13 protein-coding genes are annotated in these 16,225 nt (G+C 71.1%); 5 read left to right on the top strand and 8 right to left on the bottom strand.

Annotation, left to right across the window (positions count from 1 at the left end):
- The first annotated feature begins 6 nt into the window (after positions 1 to 6).
- Positions 7 to 1,476, top strand: coding sequence for a dihydroorotase (locus LY13_RS20975; protein WP_253830322.1), 1,470 nt, complete (start codon positions 7 to 9; stop codon positions 1,474 to 1,476).
- A 26-nt stretch (positions 1,477 to 1,502) separates the two neighbouring features.
- Here LY13_RS20975 and LY13_RS20970 read toward each other — a convergent pair whose 3' ends face one another.
- The 6 genes from LY13_RS20970 to LY13_RS20945 all read right to left on the bottom strand — a co-directional run bounded on the left by LY13_RS20970 (position 1,503) and on the right by LY13_RS20945 (position 8,425).
- Complete coding sequence (locus LY13_RS20970) at positions 1,503 to 2,252, bottom strand: IclR family transcriptional regulator (RefSeq protein WP_253830321.1); 750 nt, start codon at positions 2,250 to 2,252, stop codon at positions 1,503 to 1,505.
- A 321-nt stretch (positions 2,253 to 2,573) separates the two neighbouring features.
- Entirely contained in the window at positions 2,574 to 3,500 is a 927-nt protein-coding gene (locus LY13_RS20965; RefSeq protein ID WP_253830320.1) for a GntR family transcriptional regulator, read from the bottom strand.
- A gap of 61 nt (positions 3,501 to 3,561) precedes the next feature.
- On the bottom strand, positions 3,562 to 4,617 hold the full coding sequence (gene pdxA, locus LY13_RS20960; RefSeq protein ID WP_253830319.1) for a 4-hydroxythreonine-4-phosphate dehydrogenase PdxA: 1,056 nt from the start codon (positions 4,615 to 4,617) through the stop codon (positions 3,562 to 3,564).
- Complete coding sequence (locus LY13_RS20955; protein WP_253830318.1) at positions 4,614 to 5,969, bottom strand: four-carbon acid sugar kinase family protein; 1,356 nt, start codon at positions 5,967 to 5,969, stop codon at positions 4,614 to 4,616. The genes pdxA and LY13_RS20955 overlap by 4 nt, the downstream gene beginning before the upstream one ends.
- A complete protein-coding gene (locus LY13_RS20950; protein ID WP_253830317.1) occupies positions 5,966 to 6,979 on the bottom strand; it encodes a 2-keto-3-deoxygluconate permease in 1,014 nt (337 codons plus the stop codon). The genes LY13_RS20955 and LY13_RS20950 overlap by 4 nt, the downstream gene beginning before the upstream one ends.
- Positions 6,980 to 7,300: 321 nt before the next feature.
- Positions 7,301 to 8,425: an AraC family transcriptional regulator gene (locus LY13_RS20945; protein ID WP_253830316.1), complete on the bottom strand. Its 1,125-nt coding sequence runs from the start codon at positions 8,423 to 8,425 to the stop codon at positions 7,301 to 7,303.
- A gap of 254 nt (positions 8,426 to 8,679) precedes the next feature.
- Here LY13_RS20945 and LY13_RS20940 point away from each other — a divergent pair, with 254 nt between their 5' ends.
- The 3 genes from LY13_RS20940 (at position 8,680) to LY13_RS20930 (ending at position 12,449) form a co-directional block, all read left to right on the top strand.
- A complete protein-coding gene (locus tag LY13_RS20940) occupies positions 8,680 to 9,807 on the top strand; it encodes an NDMA-dependent alcohol dehydrogenase (protein ID WP_253830315.1) in 1,128 nt (375 codons plus the stop codon).
- 75 nt (positions 9,808 to 9,882) lie between these two features.
- Positions 9,883 to 10,854, top strand: a complete 972-nt coding sequence (locus LY13_RS20935) for an alpha/beta hydrolase (RefSeq protein ID WP_253830314.1) — start codon at positions 9,883 to 9,885, stop codon at positions 10,852 to 10,854.
- Positions 10,851 to 12,449 (top strand): flavin-containing monooxygenase, encoded by a 1,599-nt coding sequence (locus LY13_RS20930; protein WP_253830313.1) that lies wholly within the window; start codon positions 10,851 to 10,853, stop codon positions 12,447 to 12,449. The genes LY13_RS20935 and LY13_RS20930 overlap by 4 nt, the downstream gene beginning before the upstream one ends.
- Positions 12,450 to 12,463: 14 nt before the next feature.
- On the opposite strand, the gene LY13_RS20925 is transcribed toward LY13_RS20930, so the two are convergent.
- Entirely contained in the window at positions 12,464 to 13,924 is a 1,461-nt protein-coding gene (locus tag LY13_RS20925) for an MDR family MFS transporter (protein ID WP_253830312.1), read from the bottom strand.
- 458 nt (positions 13,925 to 14,382) lie between these two features.
- Here LY13_RS20925 and LY13_RS20920 point away from each other — a divergent pair, with 458 nt between their 5' ends.
- On the top strand, positions 14,383 to 15,162 hold the full coding sequence (locus tag LY13_RS20920; protein WP_253830349.1) for a M15 family metallopeptidase: 780 nt from the start codon (positions 14,383 to 14,385) through the stop codon (positions 15,160 to 15,162).
- 89 nt (positions 15,163 to 15,251) lie between these two features.
- Here LY13_RS20920 and LY13_RS20915 read toward each other — a convergent pair whose 3' ends face one another.
- Positions 15,252 to 16,196, bottom strand: a complete 945-nt coding sequence (locus LY13_RS20915) for a TetR family transcriptional regulator (protein WP_253830311.1) — start codon at positions 16,194 to 16,196, stop codon at positions 15,252 to 15,254.
- Between the last annotated feature and the right edge of the window lie 29 nt (positions 16,197 to 16,225).

Genomic DNA, 16,225 nt, shown 5'->3' with positions numbered 1-16,225 from the left:
CGACGGATGGCGACGACGGAACTGCTCATCACCGATGTCCGGGTGGTGCGCCCCGACGATCCCGACAACGCGACGCCGGAGGCGACCGACATCGCGGTCAACGACGGAAAGATCGTCCGTGTCGCGGGTGGACAGTCGCGCGAGGACGCCGCGAACGTCGTCGACGGGCGCGGCCTGCTGGCGTTCCCCGGCGTGGTGGACGCGCACCAGCACTGGGGCATCTACAACGAGCTGCCCGCCGACACGCGCACCGAGAGTCGTGCCGGCGCGCAGGGCGGTGTGACGACGGCGCTGACGTACATGCGCACCGGGCAGTACTACCTCAACAAGGGTGGGCCGTACCGGGAGTTCTTCCCCGAGGTGCTCTCGGCCGCGTCGGGCAACGCGTACGTGGACTACGCCTTCCATCTCGCGCCGATGATGTCGCAGCACATCGACGAGATCCCGTATCTGGTCGAGGAGCACGGCGTGACGTCGTTCAAGATCTTCATGTTCTACGGCAGCCACGGTCTCCACGGCCGGTCGGCGAGTCAGAGCGACTTCCTCATGACTCCGCCGGAGGAGCGGTACGACCTGGCGCACTTCGAGTTCGTCATGCGCGGCATCCAGGCCGCGCGCGAGGCGCTGCCGGACTACGCCGACCATCTCTCGCTGTCGCTGCACTGCGAGACGGCCGAGATCATGACCGCCTACACCAAGCTCGTCGAGCAGGACCCGTCGCTGTCCGGGCTGCGGGCCTACAGCCGGTCGCGTCCGCCGCACTCGGAGGGCCTGGCCGTGACGATCGCGTCGTACCTGGCCCACGAGACCGGCCTGCCGAACATCAACCTGCTGCACCTGTCGTCGGAGAAGGCACTGGACGCGGCGCTGCGGATGGCGACGACGTTCCCGCACGTGGACTTCCGGAGGGAGGTCACGGTCGGCCACCTGCTGGCCGATGTGGACACCGCCAGCGGTATCGGCGGCAAGGTGAACCCGCCGCTGCGGGAGCGCGAGGACGTCGAGGCGCTGTGGCGCCACGTGCTCGCCGACGAGGTCGACTGGGTCGTCAGCGATCACGCCTGCTGCAAGGACGAGCTGAAGTTCGGCGAGGACCGCGACGACGTGTTCGTCGCCAAGTCCGGATTCGGCGGCGCCGAGTACCTGTTGCCGGGACTGGTCGGCGAGGGCGCCAAGCGTGGCCTGTCACCGCAGCGGGTCGCGAAGCTGACGTCGTGGAACCCGGCGCGGCGCTACGGTCTCGTCAACAAGGGTGCGATCGCCGAGGGCTACGACGCCGACATCGCGCTGGTCGACCCGACGGTGTCGTGGACGGTCCGCGCGGCCGACTCCGAGTCCACCCAGGAGTACACGCCGTTCGAGGGCTTCGACATGACGGCCAAGGTCACCGACACCTTCGTCCGCGGCCACCACGTGTTCGCCGACGGCAAGGTCCAGGGTGACCCGCAGGGCCGTTACCTGCCCCGCGGTCGCTGACGTACTCGCCGCCGGGTGGGCCGGGATCAGTCCCGGTTCCCGCCCGCGGCGGGCCCGTCGGCCCAGTTCCGGATGATCTCGGCGGTGGCGTTGCGTACCAGCTCGCGGTAGCGCTCGATCTTGTCCGGAGTGAACCGGTACTCGGGCCCGCACACGCTGATCGCGCCGTGCACCTCGCCGTCCGGCGTGACGAGCGCGGCGGCGACGGACCCCGCGCCGCTCTGCCGTTCCCCGAGCGACACGGCGACGCCGTCGGTGGCGATGGCGGTGAGCTGTTCGGCCAACGTCTCCCGGTCCGTCACGGTGCGCTCGGTGAACGCGCCGAGGTCGCCGGCAAGGATGTCGTCGCGACGCCAGTCCGGCAGCTGCGCGAGGATCGCCTTGCCCGACGAACCGGCGTGCAGTGGGAAGCGCGTGCCGATGTCGACGGTCATCTTGATCTCGGCGCGGCTCTCGAACTGTTCGAGGTACACCCGCTCGTCGCCGACCAGCCCGGACAATGTCGTCGTCTCGCCGGTCTGGTCACGCAGCTTCCGGAGGACCGGGGCGGCCGCGATCTTCGCGTCGAAGCGCCGAAGGGCGCTCGCGCCCAGCGCCACGGCGGCGGGGCCGAGTCGGTAGCCGGTCACTCCGGGCGTCGTGGCGAGCACGTCCCGCGACACGAGCGATTGCAGGATGCGGTACACGACGGCCTTGGAGATGCCGAGTGTGCGGCTGATGGTGCTCACGCCGAGATACTCGGGGCCGCCGGTGAACATGAGGAGTACGTCCGCCACCCTCGCGGCGGCCTCCGTCCCGGTCCCGCCCTGGGCCGTCGCGGTGTGCGGCGGAGAGTCCTGCGCCTGCGGGTTCGGCGATCGCGGGTTCCGGGAGGACATGCGCTGTGAGGGGGTGCTGCTCCGCGAGGGTGTGCTGCCGGAGGGCGTGTCGGGAGAGGGAGCGTCGGGAGAGGGCACGGTGCTTTCGGCCACGACATCGTTTCTGTTGCAGGAATGGTGCGGCCGAGTGTCTCACCAGGTGAAATCAACGGTCAAGCAGGTCCACCATCGGGTGACAACGAACGACTGTTCCGCCAGGCGGAAAGATTCCGGTCGTGGTCAGCCGAGGATGCGGGCCAGCTCGGCGAGGAGCCTCCGGGCGCGCTCGAGGTCGACGTCGTCGTCGGTACCCGCGGGCCCGCGGTCGTCGAGGGCCGTGTCGTCGGGGGCGGCGCCGCTGGGGACAGCGTTGTCGGGGGCCGTGTCGTCGGCCGAGTGGTCGACGCCGGACGGGTCGGCCGCGTCGAGGCGCAGTGTCTCCATCGACTCGGAGACGTCGATGTCGAACACGACACGGTCGGCCCGATGCCAGGCGCTGAACCATTCCAGGGGACGGTCGTGCTGATCGGTCGTGCCGCCTTCGAGCAACAGCAGCGGGTCGCCTGCTGCGGTGCCGAGTGCGTCGGCGAGGCGTTCGTCCGCGGCCACGGCGTGCACCTGCCGTCTGCCGCGCATCGGGCGCAGGCCGTAGTCGCGGGTCAGCAGCCGGTGCAGCGACGCGTCGGTGAGGTGGTCGGCGTGCAGACCGGGCACGCGGTCGACGGGCAGCCAGGTGCGCACATAGGACAGTGGGTCGCCGTCGACGAGGCGCAGTCGTTCGAGGCGGACCGTGTCGTCGGTGCCGAGGAAGTCACGGCCACCGGGCGGCGGCGGTGCGGGGGAGAGGTCGAGGATCGTCGTGCGCAGTTGGTGACCCCGGCGGGCGAACTGGTCGAACATGCCGGTCGCACGCTGCACCAGGCGGCGGTACTCGGCGGGCGGCGCGACGATCGTCGGCCTGCCCTGCCTGCGGATCACCAGGCCGTCGCCGGCGAGTCCGGCGACGGCCTGGCGCACGACGCTCCGCGCCACGCCGAACCGCTCGCACAGCGCCGCCTCGCTCGGCAGCGCCTCACCCGGGGGCAGGTCGTGGCCGAGGATCTCCTGACGCAACGTGTTCGCGACCTGTTGGTGCAGCGGTGCGCGCGTGCTGCGGTCGACGCCCATGACGGTGGAGTCTACGAAGCCGGCCGGAGCCGGGAACGGCAGGTCGGCGCCGCCGGGCCGGTCATCGGTCCGCGGCCGACCGGGCGGTCTCCCACACCTGGTTCCAGCCGGGCGCGAGCTCGGCGGCACGCCGTGCGGCGAGCACCAGGCTGGCCTCTCGTGCGACGCCGGTGCCCGCGATGTCGAACGCCGTGCCGTGGTCGACCGACACCCGCACCACCGGCAGCCCGACCGTGATGTTCACGCCGTCGTCGCCGTAGACGGCCTTGAACGGCGCGTGTCCCTGGTCGTGGTAGCAGACGACGACGAAGCGCCACTTTCCGTTGACGGCCTGGGGAACGAGCGCGTCGGCGGGCAGCGGCCCGACGGCGTTGATGCCTGCGGCCCTGGCACGCTGCACGGCCGGTTCGAGCACGTCGGCGTCCTCGTCGCCGAACAGCCGGTTCTCGCCGGCGTGCGGGTTCAGGCCCGCGACGCCGATCGCCTCGTCGGGGATGCCCAGTGCGCCTGCGAACGAGCCGACGAGCCGGAGCACGTTGTCGGTCCGCTCGGCGTTCACCCCGGTGATCGCGTCCCGCAGCGAGACGTGCGTCGTGAGGTGGAAGAAGTACAGCTCGCCCGCCGAGAGCACGAGGCTGAAGTTGTCGACGCCGAACTCGTGCGCGAGCAGTTCGGTGTGGCCCGGCCAGTTGTGCCCGCCCGCGTGCATCGCCGCCTTGTTGAGCGGCGCCGTCACGATGCCGTCGACCTCGCCCGCACGCGCGAGCGAGCACGCCCGCATCACGAACCGCGCCGCCCCATCACCGGCGTCGGGGCTGAGCTCGCCGTACGGCACGTGGCCGAGCGACGGCCCGTCCTGGACGACCTCGATCGCGGCCGGATCGTTCGTCGCGTCGGCGGGGCGGTCGATCACGCGGACGACGCCCGCGTCCCGGCCGAGCACCTCGGTGACCGCGCGGCGCAGCGCGTCGGCGTCCCCGACGACGACGGGACGGCAGATCGCGCGGAGCTCGTCGTGGTCCAGCAGCGTCCGCGCCGTGATCTCGGGGCCGATGCCCGCGACGTCGCCGAGCGTGAGGGCGAGGGTCGGCACTTGGGTCTGCGTTGCTGCCGTCAACGGTCACTCCTTCTTCTGCGGACCGCGTCTGCGGCCGTGATCAACACGTCGGATTCGCCGAAACCACCGGCTTTGGTCGCGATCGGCAGGCCCTCGGCCCTGCCGCCGACGACGGTGCCCGTCGCGACACCCGCCCCCGCATCGGTGCCGGTCGCGTCGAGCCGGATGCCACTGCTGCCGAGACCCGCCAGCAGGGCGCGGGCGCCGTCGCCGCCGGTGACGACGAGCCCGGCGGGCTCGGTGGTCCGGACCAGTTCGGCCGCGGCGTCGGCGAGGCGATGTGCGACGAGGCCCGGTGGCACGTCGGTGTCGCCGCGTTCCGGGGCGCTGAGCACCACGGTGGTCGGTCCGGACGCGGCCGTGTCCGTGGCCGTCGGCGGGTGGGCGAGGTGCTCGAGCAGGGCGTGCCAGGCCCCGTCGTCGAGCAACTGGTCGGGCGTGGGCCGGTGATGGGTGGCACCCGCGTCGACGAGCGCCTGCACCTGCGCGCGCGCCGCGGCGTGCAGGCTCGTCACGACGACGAGGACCGCGGCGGCGGGGTCGGTGGGTGCGGGTGCGGACTCCGGTGCGGTGGCGGGTGCGGCCGGGCGCCACCGGCGGGCGAGCGCGCCCGCCAGTCCCGCCGCGCCGACCGGCAGGCCACCGTCGCCGAGCACGTCGAGGGCGCGTGCGAGCCGGTCGAGGTCGTCGTCGGTGGCGGCATCCACCACGACCACGGGGCCGGCCTCGCGGAGCCGGGCGGCCCACTCCGCCGGGCCGCCCGCCGGGTCGAGGCGTACCTGCGCGGCGCCGAGCAGGGTCGGCAGGTGGCTCTCGGTCACCGGCGTGACCGGGTCGCGGCCCACCGGGGTGTCACCGACGGGCACGCCGTCGACCAGCACGGTGCCGTCGACGACCGTGCGGCCCACCCCGGGGAACGCCGGGCACACGACAGCGACCGCGTCCGGACCCAGCTGCCCCAGCAGCGCGTCGAGCTCGGCACGGATCGGGCCGCGCACCGTCGAGTCGATCTTCTTGAACATCCGGTTCGCCCGCGTGCCCGCGGCCGCCTGCAGGACGCGCTCCGCGGCCTCGGCGTCCGGGCACGCCCGCGAGTCGCTGCTCACCGCGACCACCTGGACGTCACCGCCGCCCGGCTGCAACCGCAGTTCGGCCGTCCACCCCGCCTCCGCGAACTGCACCGCGGTGTCGCCCGCTCCGGTGACGTCGTCGGCGACGATCACGACGTCGTGCGCGTGCGGTGCGCCGTGGATCGCCACGTCGTCACCTCCTGTGTCGCCGTCTCCTGTGTCGGCGGGTGCGGGGTCGGCCGTCGGCGCCCTGCCGACCCCTGCGGCGCCCGCTGCCGTCATGCCGATTCCACCGGACCGGCCGGTTCCGCCGCCGGATCCTGCTTCGTGAGCTCCCCGGAGCGCTTGAGCACGAACGCGGCGATCGACGGCGCGAGCAGTGCGGTGACGAGTGTCGACGCCGCGATCTGGGCGGTGGCCGTGCCGACGTACTCCTGGAACGTCGGGTCGGCCGCGGCGACGACCGCAGGTGTGGCGATCGCGTTGCCCGCCGTCGTGCCCGCGGCGAAGCCGATGCCGGACATCTTCCCGCGGCGCAGCAGGAACCGGTAGCCGAGGTAGACGAGGAAGCCGGTCACCGGCGCGACGATCACACCGAGGACGAGGCCGCTGACGCCGCCGGTGACGATGTCACCGAGGTCGATACCGGTGCCGAGCGCGAACGCGAAGAACGGGATGACGATGTTCGGCACCGGCGCCACGACCTTGCGCCACTGGGAGTCGATGTTGCCGACGAGTACGCCGAGCAGGAACGGCACGATCGCGCCGACCAGTGCCAGCAGCGGGATGTCACCGAGCCCGGAAGCGCCGAGGAACAGCAGCGTCAGGAAGGGACCGTCGTTGACGGCGCTCGCGATGTAGGCGCCGCGGTCGCGCTCGTCGCCGTACTGACCGGTGAACGCCAGCCACAGGCCGCCGTTGCTGTTGTCGACCGCCGCGAGCAGCGCCAGCAGCGAGATGCCGAAGATGCCGTCGATGCCCACGAACAGGCCCAGCAGCACGGCGAGGCCTGCCGGGATGAGGCTCTTGGTGAGCAGCAGGGTGCCCGCGGTCGCGAGGATCGGTCCGCCGGTGCGCGCGCTCACCTGGGTGCCGGTGGCGAAGATGAGCAGTGCGATCAGCGGCAGCGCGCTGTCGGCGAACAGTGCGGTGGTGAAGCTGCCGATCTCGAGCGCGCCGGACGCGAACGTGCCGATGATCGCCCCGAGGATCAGGGGGAGCAGCATCAGCCCGCCGGGGATCCGCTGCATCGTGGCGAACAGCGGGACGCGCGAAGTTTCCTGGTTGCTCACGCCGGCCTCCTTGTCGGCATCGGCGCGAGCACTCGCGCCGAGAACTTGTACGCATAAGTTGTACGGACAAGATGGCACACTACGCCGTCCGAGGGAACCCCCGGTGTCAGGGTCGCGTGTTTCGCATTCAAGAGCCCGTGTTGCAGGTTCCGGGGCCCGCGTTGTCGTTTCCGGGGCCCGTGTTGTGGATTCGAGGGCCCGTACGGTGCGTTCGGGACGTCGTCGCGTGGCGGCCGTAGGAGGGGATGGCCGTAGGAGGGGGCGGCCGCAGGAGGGGAGGCTGCTCCCGCCCGGCATGCCGAGCGGTGACGGAGCGACCCGTCAGGTGGCCGTCCGCACGTCCCAGCGGCGACGTGCGCGGGTGACGCTGGACCAGTCCTGGTATCCGAGGCGGCGGGCGATCTCGTAGCGGGGGACCGACGGATCCTGCAACAGTCGCTCGGCCACGACCCGCCGCACCTCGTCGAGGACCGCGCGGAACGTCGTGCCCTCGCTCTCCAGGTGTCGGCGCAGGGTGCGCGGTGCGTAGTGCAGCCGTTCGGCGACCGTCTCCAGCGTGAGGTCCAGCGACGTCTGGTCCAGCAGGAACGCCCGAACTCGCGCCGCGACTCCCGTGTGGTGGAGGCGTTCGGCGCGGATGCGCTCGCACTCGGCGGTCATGAGCTCGGCCGTGTGGCGGTTCGCCATCGGCGGGACGCGGTCCAGGTAGGCGGCGTCGAAGACGAGTTCGGTCCGCGGTCTGCCGAACGCCACCGGCGCGCGGAAGTGTGCGCGGTACGCCGCGGCGTCGTCCGTCCGGTCCAGGGGAAACGCGAACCGCACCTCGCGCAGCGGCACGCGGCCCGCGCCGGGGAACAGTTCGCGCTGGATCTGCATCGTGGCGGCGGCGTCCCGTTCGACGGCGAACCGTCGTACGTCGGCGGGCACGTCGTCGGCCTCGAAGGCCAGCACGTAGTCGTCGTCATCGCCGAGACGTGCCGTCATGGTGGAGAACGCGAACGTGAGCAGTGCGTAGCGCAGGCCCTTCTCGACCGTTTCGCGTACCGAGCCGCACGTCGCGAGCAGATAACCGAAATGGCCGTACGCCGTCAGGTGGTAACGGGCGCCGAGCTCCACCCCCACGCCCGGCCGGCAGCAGCACGCGACGACGAGGTTGCGGATCACGGTGAGCTCCTGGTGCGCCTCGATCAGCGCGACCGGGTCGGGCAGCAACGTGGGGTCGATGTGCGAACCGTCGAGCAGTGCCTGCCGGTCGAGACCGTGCTCGGCGGCCCAGTCGAGGAGGATCGACACCCCCACCATCGTTCGCGGGTGGTCCCACGAGTCGGTGATCGCCGCGATGAGCCGGTTGGAGTCGACGACGGCGCGGCCGTGCGCGCCGTGGGGTCGGAGGGTGTCGGGTCCGGTGATCGGTGGAACGTCGTCGGCAACGCTGCCGGGGTCCATCCGGCCAGTTTCGCCGAGCCCGTATCGCGCGTCAACGCGCGCCGTAACCGCTGGTCGATGCCGCCGGTTCGGCCGAAGTCATCGTCCCCGGGCGAGGCCGGCGTGGCCGGAACGGTGCTGTTGTGGCCGCGAATGCGCTATGGCCGCACCCTCGGGCGATCGTACGTTGATGCGAGCATCGTGACTCGGGTCACACACTGGTGTGCGGTGGCCCGCACGAGCCGCACCTGTCCATCGACGTACGGGAGCAGCGCATGAAGGTGAAGGCGGCAGTCCTCGAGGAGATCGGCGCACCGTGGCAGATCACGGACGTGGAACTCGGCGACCCGGTGGCGGGCGAGGTGCAGGTGCGCCTGGCCGCGTCGGGACTGTGCCATTCGGACGCGCACGTGGTGTCGGGCGCCAGTCCGGTGGCGTTCCTGCCGGTCGTCGGCGGGCACGAGGGTGCGGGCGTGGTCACGAAGGTGGGCCCCGGCGTGCGCGGGGTCGAGGAGGGCGACCACGTCGTGCTGGCGTTCATCCCGGCGTGCGGAACGTGTCCGGCGTGTGCGTCCGGACTGCAGAACGTGTGCGACGAGGGTGCGGGTCTGCTCACCGGCAAGGCGATCGCCGACGGGTCGTTCCGCGCGCACGTCGGCGGCAGGCCCGCGGTGCAGATGTGCCTGCTGGGCACGTTCTCGCCGTACGTGACGGTCAACGAATCGTCCGTGGTGCGTATCGAGAAGGACATCCCGCTCGACAAGGCGGCCCTGCTCGGCTGCGGCGTGTCGACGGGCTGGGGCTCGGCCACGGAGATCGGCGACGTCCGGCCCGGCGACACGGTGGTCGTGATGGGTGTCGGCGGCGTGGGCATCAACTCCGTGCAGGGTGCGGTGTTCGCGGGCGCGCGGCAGGTGCTGGCGATCGACCCCGTGGAGTACAAGCGGAAGGCGGCGCTCGACTTCGGGGCGACCCACGCATACGCGTCCGTCGACGAGGCCGTGGCGGAGCTGCCGGACCTGACGTGGGGCCGCAACGCCGAGGTCGTCATCGTCACGGTCGGCGAGATCCACGGCGAGCACATCCAGCAGGCACTCGACATGACCGGCAAGGCGGGCCAGGTCGTCGTGACCGGCATGGGCGACTTCCGCGACACCGACGTCTCCCTGAACCTGTTCGAGCTGACCCTGCTGCAGAAGCGGGTGCAGGGTGCGATCTTCGGTGGCACCGGTCCGCGGACCCAGATCCCGCGGTTGCTGCACCTGTACCGGGCGGGGCATCTCGAGCTCGACGAGCTCGTCACGGCGACGTACCGCCTCGAGGACATCAACCAGGGGTATCAGGACCTGACCGACGGCAAGAACCTCCGCGGCCTCGTCGTGTTCTCCGGGGACGACGGCTGATCCGTACCGGTTCCCGCCACCGTTTCCCACCACTGTGGACAGTCCGTGACCCCACGTGATTCCAGGAGGTTCGACATGCCGTTGGACGGCCCGTCCCAGGCGCTGCTGGCCCAGCTCGCCGAGTCCGGAACGCCACCGATCCACGAGTCCACTCCCGCGATCGCGCGCATGAGCGGTCCCGTCTTCGCCGGGATGAGCGGGCCCGGCCCCGAGGTGGCCGAGGTGACCGACCTCAAGCTCCCCGACGGTGACGGCGGCCGGTTCCGGATGCGGGTACTGCGGCCCGCCGGCACGCCGCAGTCGATCATCGTGTACTTCCACGGCGGCGGCTGGGTGATCGGTGACATCGATCTGCAGTACGACCACGTCGGCCGCAGGTTGGCGAACCTGACGTCGTCGACCGTCGTGCTGGTCAACTACCGCAAGGCTCCGGAACATCCGTTCCCGGCCGCGATCGACGACAGCTACGCAGGCCTGACGTGGGCCGCCGAGCACACGGCCGACCTCGCCGGCGACGGTGCCCCACTGATCGTCGCCGGCGACAGCGCGGGCGGCAACATCGCGGCCGTCATGACGCTGTGGGCGCGCGACCGGTCGGGGCCGTCGATCGACTACCAGGTGCTCGTCTACCCCGTGACGGACTGCGACTTCGACACTCCGTCTTATGTGGATCCGGAGAATCAGTTGCTGCTCAATCGGGAGACGATGCGGTGGTTCTGGGACCACTACCTGCCCGACGAGGCCGCACGCACGACCCCGGACGCCTCCCCGCTGCGCGCGGCCGACCACGGCGGACTGCCGCCCGCGCTCGTGTACGTCGCACGGTACGACCCGTTGCACGACGAGGGCGTGGCCTACGCCCGTGCGCTCGCCGCCGCCGGCGTCCCGGTCGCGGTCGAGGAGGCGCCCGACCAGATGCACGCGTTCTTCCAGATGGCCGACATCCTTCCCGGTTACGAGGAGGGGATCGGGCTCGTCTCACGCCACATCAACGAGTTCGTCGCCCAACGGCGGACCGAGCGGGGAAAGGTGGGGGCCACGCCATGACAGAGGACCGGGGCGACCACGACGTGATCGTCATCGGCGCCGGGTTCGCAGGTCTGTACCAGCTGATCCGCCTCCGTGACGCCGGGTACGACGTGCGCGTGCTCGAAGCGGGCGGCGACGTCGGCGGCACGTGGTACTGGAACCGGTATCCGGGGGCGCGGTGCGACATCGAGTCGATCGAGTACTCCTACTCGTTCGACCGTGCCCTCGAACAGGAGTGGAACTGGAGCGAGCGGTACGCCTCGCAGCCGGAGATCCTCGACTACATCCGTCACGTCGCGGACCGCCACGACCTGCGGCGCGACATCACGTTCGGCACGCGCGTCGAGGCGATGCGGTGGGACGACGTCTCGGAGCGGTGGACGGTGCGCACCCATGACGGCCGTTCCCGCACCGCGCGGTTCGTGATCGCCGCGACCGGGTGCCTGTCGGTGCCGTCGCGCCCCGATGTCGAGGGCCTGGAGGACTTCGGGGGCGAGCTGTACTGGACCTCCCACTGGCCGCACGACGGCGTCGACCTCGAGGGGAAGCGGGTCGCGGTGGTGGGCACCGGCTCGTCGGGACTGCAGACGATCACGGCGATCGCCCCGGTGGTCGGCTCGCTCACGGTCTTCCAGCGCACCCCGTCCTACGCGGTGCCCGCGCACAACGGCCCGATCGGCCGGCGGCTCGAGGACGTCAAACCCGGCTATCCGGCTTTCCGCGACGAAAGCAGGTTCTCCCGGCTCGGCTTCCACTGTCGTGAGGGCGAGACGGGGTACTTCGCCGAGACGGCCGCGGGCGACGTCCGCCGCGAACTCGACGACCGGTGGTCCGACGGCGGCCTGTGCTTCACGCAGTCGTTCCGCGACGTGCTCTTCGACGTCGACGCCAACGAGGCGCTCGCCGAGTACGTGCGGGAACGCATCCGGGAGAAGGTGCACGATCCGGAGACGGCCGAGAAGTTGACGCCGCGGTCGTATCCGATCGGCGCGAAGCGGATGTGCGTCGACACCGGCTACTTCGAGGTCTACAACCGGGACAACGTGTCGCTCGTGGACCTCGGGGAGGAGCCGATCTCGCGACTGACCGAACGCGGCATCGTCGCAGGCGACGTGGAGCACGAGTTCGACGTGATCATCATGGCGACCGGGTTCGACGCGATGACCGGCGCGCTCACGGCGATGGACGTCCGCGGCACCGACGGCACCCTCGCGGAGAAGTGGGCGGCGGGCCCGCGCACGTATCTGGGGCTGATGGCGGCCGGGTTCCCGAACCTGTTCATGATCACTGGGCCGCAGAGTCCGTCGGTGCTGTCGAACATGATGACGTCCATCGAGTACCACGTCGACTGGGTCACGCGGGCGCTCGAGTATCTGCGTGCCCGTGGCGAGCACCGCATGGAGCCGGACGTGGAAGCCGAGGACAACTGGGTGAACACCACGAACGACGTCGGTGATCTGACGCTGATGCCGCGTGCCGCGTCGTGGTACATGGGCGCGAACATTCCCGGCAAGCGGCGGGTGTTCATGCCGTTCGTCGGCGGAGTGGGCACGTACAAGCAGATCGGTGACGGTGTGGCCGTCGCGGGATACCACGGGTTCGAGACGGCGTGACGGGGGAGCGGGCGTCAGTGGCCGTGGCCCGCGGTCGCCGAGCTCGACTTGTGCTTGCTCAGCAGCAGCGAGGTCGCCATCGCGATGAGGCCGATGGTGCCGGCGACCATGAACGACACGCGCAGGCCGTCGGCGTCGGGCCCCGCCGATTCGGCGGAGCTGGCGACCGCGGCGACGGTCACGAACACCGCCGTGCCGAGCGCGCCCGCCACCTGTTGCAACGTGGCCAGGATGGCGCTGCCGTGCGAGCTCAGCTGCTCGCTCAGCGAACCGAGCGCCTGGGTCATGAGCGGCGTCATCATCAGTGCCAGGCCGATCATCATGATCACGTGGTAGATGACGACGGTCTCGATCGCCGAGCCGGGGCCCAGCGTCGTGAACAGCCACAGCCCCGCGGCCATGGCGACGGTGCCGGGGATGACCAGCGGACGCGGGCCGACGCGGTCGTAGAGCGAACCGACCGGCCTGCCCAGCAGGCCGAGCGCGAGGCCGCCGGGGAGCACGGCCAGGCCGCTCTCGAACGCCGAGGCGTCGAGCACCGTCTGCAGGTATAGCGGCAGGAGGATCGAGGCGACGCCCAACAGGCACATGAACAACAGGCCGGTGAGCGTGAGCGAGACGACGAAGTTCCGTGACTCGAACGGCCGCAGATCGAGCAGCGCGCGGTCACGGCGCTGCAGCCTCAGCTGCCGCCACACGAACACCGACAGCACCGCGAGGCCGGCGCCGATCGGCAGCCACGGCGGCGGGCCGTGACCGCCGCCCTCGCCGATCGACGACAGGCCGTAGAGCAGGCCGCCGAAGCCGAGCGCGGACAGGATCACCGAGAGCACGTCCAGCGGCACGTTCCGCGTCTCGCTGTCCAGCTTCAGCCAGCGCGCGCCGATCAACAGCGCCGCGACCGCCAGGGGCAGCACCAGCCAGAACATCCAGCGCCAGCCGAGCCCCGACAGGATCGCGCCGCCGATCGTCGGCCCGAGCGCGGGCGCGACCGCGATCACGATGCCGATCGTGCCCATCATCGAACCGCGGCGGTGTTCCGGGATGAGCCGCATGACCGACGTCATCAGCAGCGGGATCATCACGGCCGTGCCGCAGGCCTGCACGACCCGGCCCGCGAGCAGCACGGGGAAACCCGGCGCGAGCGCCGACAGCAGCGTGCCCGCGCTGAACGAGGTGAGCGAGGCGAGGAAGACCTGTCGCGGGGTGAAGCGTTCGAGCAGGAACCCCGTGGTCGGGATGACCACGGCCATCGTCAGCAGGAATCCGCTGGTCACCCACTGTGCGGTCGTCGTCGCGACGCCGAGCTCCTGGCTCAGCTGCCGCAGCGCCACGCTCAGGATCGTCTCGTTGAGGATCATGACGAACGCGGACGCGACCAGCATGCCGATCAGCAACCGCGCCTTGGGATCCGCCTCCCGATCCTGCTGCCCGAGCCCCTCCGCCTGGGTGCCGGTCTGGGCAGTGTCGGTCATACATCCCCCTCGTGAACGTGAGTGCTCGGTGCGTCCGGAGCGCGGCGACGCGCCCCGGTGCGGTGGGTGCCGAACGTGCTTCCGGACAGCGCGCTTCCGGACACGGTCCTCCCGGACGGGTGCCCCTCCGGGAGAACGCACTTCCGGACAACGCACCCCCGGACAACGCACCTCCGGGCGGCGTGATTCCCGGCGGTCCGACACGGATTCACCGGACGCGAGCGTGAGTCTAGATTGGCACACCGACGGAATCGGTCGCGAACGGGTTTCGAGGGCACCTGTGGCCGGTGACGTGTGTCTCAGCGGCGATCACCCCGCCACCGTTCGGATGGTCCATAGTGGACGCCGGTGTCCCACGGACGGACCTTCTCCGGCCCGGCGTGCGCTGCTAGGAAACGCGCATGAAGCTGACTCGATGGCGAAAATCCCGACGGGCAACTCGTGGTGTCGTCGGCGTGATGGTGACGGCCCTGCTGGGCGGCGTGATGCTGAGCGGTGTGCCCGCGGGTGCGGCCGACACCCGTGGCCCCGATCGCGCACCGGAGTCGTTCGTCGCGCTGAGTGATGTCGACCCGACGATCCGGCACGACATCCGGTACGTGACGGCGCACAACTTCGTCGGCAGGCCGGTGCGCGGCTATCACGAGCCGCTGTGCCTGCTGACCCGTGAGACCGCGGAAGCGCTGCGGGAGGTGCAGCGTGCGGCGCTGGCGCGGGGATACACCCTCAAGGTCTACGACTGCTTCCGGCCGCAGCGTTCGGTCGACGACTTCGTCCGCTGGGCCCGGCAGGACGGCAACGACCGGATGCGCGACGAGTTCTACCCGCGCATCGACAAGTCACGGTTGTTCCCGGAGGGCTACATCGCCGAACGGTCCGGGCACAGCAGGGGCAGCACCGTCGACCTGACGCTGGTCGCACTGCCCGAGTCGCCCCAGCGTCCGTACCGGCCGGGCGAGCCGCTGACCGCGTGCTTCGCACCCGAAGGGGAGCGGTTCGGCGACAACTCGGTCGACATGGGCACCGGGTACGACTGCTTCGACGAGCTCGCCGCGACGGAGTCGTCCGGGGTGGGCGAGCAGGCCCGCGAGAACCGGTACCTGCTGCGGGATCTGATGGCCGGTGGCGGTTTCTCGAACTACCCGGCCGAATGGTGGCACTTCACACTCGACGACGAGCCGTACCCGGACACCTACTTCGACTTCCCCGTGGCGCGGAGGGCGCTGACCGACGGCTGAACACGGGCCGGCGTCGGAGCCGGCGGACGACATCGGGGCTAACGGCACGCGGTGCCGTTAGCCCCGATCCGTGTTCACAGCACGTGGGCTCACGGTGCCGACGTCGTGTCGTCGGAGAGGGCGGCGTTGATCCGCCGGACCAGTTCGTCGGCGGGCACCGACGTGTGGAGCACGGCCACCACGGGTTCCGCGGTGCCGGACTGCTCCGGCGTCGAGGAGCCGGTCGTGGCCGCTTCTCGGGTGTGCGACGAGGGGGACGACTCCTGCGGTGCCGCGTCGCCGGTGTCGGCGGTGCTGCGGGCAGAGGCGTCGTCGGTCGTGACCGTGTAGGGCGGATTCGCCTGCCGGACCATCGCGAACGCCCGGTCGGCGAGGCGGTGCGCGTCGACCTCCCCTCCGCTGTGCAGCCACTGGCGCAGCACATGGTTGTGCGCGGCCGCCACCGCTGCGGCGATGATGGGGGCGCGCATGTCGGCGGCCGGATCGCCCGCGGCGTGCAGTCGCTCGCGCAGGAATCGGGTGAACACGCGCTGATAGCGGTCCACACTGGCGACTTCCTTGTCGCGCAACGACGTCACGGTCCGGGTGAGCCGGTAGCGCTTGAGCGAGACGTCCGGGTCGGCCAGGTAGGCGTCGAGCACGAGCCGGACGGCCCGGCACACCGCGTCGACCGGCGCCTCGGCCGCGGGATCGGACTCGGCGAGGGTGCGTTCGATGTCGGCCAGCAGCTCGTCGTGATTGGGGAAGATCGAATCTTCCTTCGACCGGAAGTAGCGGAAGAAGGTGCGCCTGCCGACGCCCGCGGCCGCCGCGATGTCGTCGACGGTCGTCGTGTCGTAGCCGTGGGCCAGGAACAGGTCGATGGCGGCGTGGGTGAGTGTCCGCCGGAGTTTGCGCCTGCCCGCGGCGGTGCGACCGGCGCGCGGCCGCGGGGAGTCCGACTCCGACGGTCCGGCCGGTGCGGTCCCGGACTGTGACGACCCGGACCGGGACGACCCGGACTGGGGCGACGGCGAGGACGTGGTGGCGGACATGGCGGGAAACGTAGCAGAAAACCCCTTGC

The organism is Prauserella aidingensis, assembly GCF_024171865.1.
Classification (GTDB): Bacteria; Actinomycetota; Actinomycetes; order Mycobacteriales; family Pseudonocardiaceae; genus Prauserella; species Prauserella aidingensis.
Note: the sequence above shows the minus strand (reverse complement) of the source record. Positions and strands in the feature narration are given on the sequence as shown.

Bases quoted from the DNA above. Each gene is read 5' to 3' on its own strand.
- LY13_RS20975 (WP_253830322.1), top strand. From the start codon at position 7: ATGGCGACGACGGAACTGCTCATCACCGATGTCCGGGTGGTGCGCCCC.
- LY13_RS20965 (WP_253830320.1), bottom strand. From the start codon at position 3,500: ATGGGCGTCGACCGCAGCACGCGCGCACCGCTGCACCAACAGGTCGCG.
- LY13_RS20955 (WP_253830318.1), bottom strand. From the start codon at position 5,969: ATGACGGCAGCGGGCGCCGCAGGGGTCGGCAGGGCGCCGACGGCCGAC.
- LY13_RS20945 (WP_253830316.1), bottom strand. From the start codon at position 8,425: ATGGACCCCGGCAGCGTTGCCGACGACGTTCCACCGATCACCGGACCC.
- LY13_RS20940 (WP_253830315.1), top strand. From the start codon at position 8,680: ATGAAGGTGAAGGCGGCAGTCCTCGAGGAGATCGGCGCACCGTGGCAG.
- LY13_RS20935 (WP_253830314.1), top strand. From the start codon at position 9,883: ATGCCGTTGGACGGCCCGTCCCAGGCGCTGCTGGCCCAGCTCGCCGAG.
- LY13_RS20930 (WP_253830313.1), top strand. From the start codon at position 10,851: ATGACAGAGGACCGGGGCGACCACGACGTGATCGTCATCGGCGCCGGG.
- LY13_RS20925 (WP_253830312.1), bottom strand. From the start codon at position 13,924: ATGACCGACACTGCCCAGACCGGCACCCAGGCGGAGGGGCTCGGGCAG.
- LY13_RS20920 (WP_253830349.1), top strand. From the start codon at position 14,383: ATGGTGACGGCCCTGCTGGGCGGCGTGATGCTGAGCGGTGTGCCCGCG.
- LY13_RS20915 (WP_253830311.1), bottom strand. From the start codon at position 16,196: ATGTCCGCCACCACGTCCTCGCCGTCGCCCCAGTCCGGGTCGTCCCGG.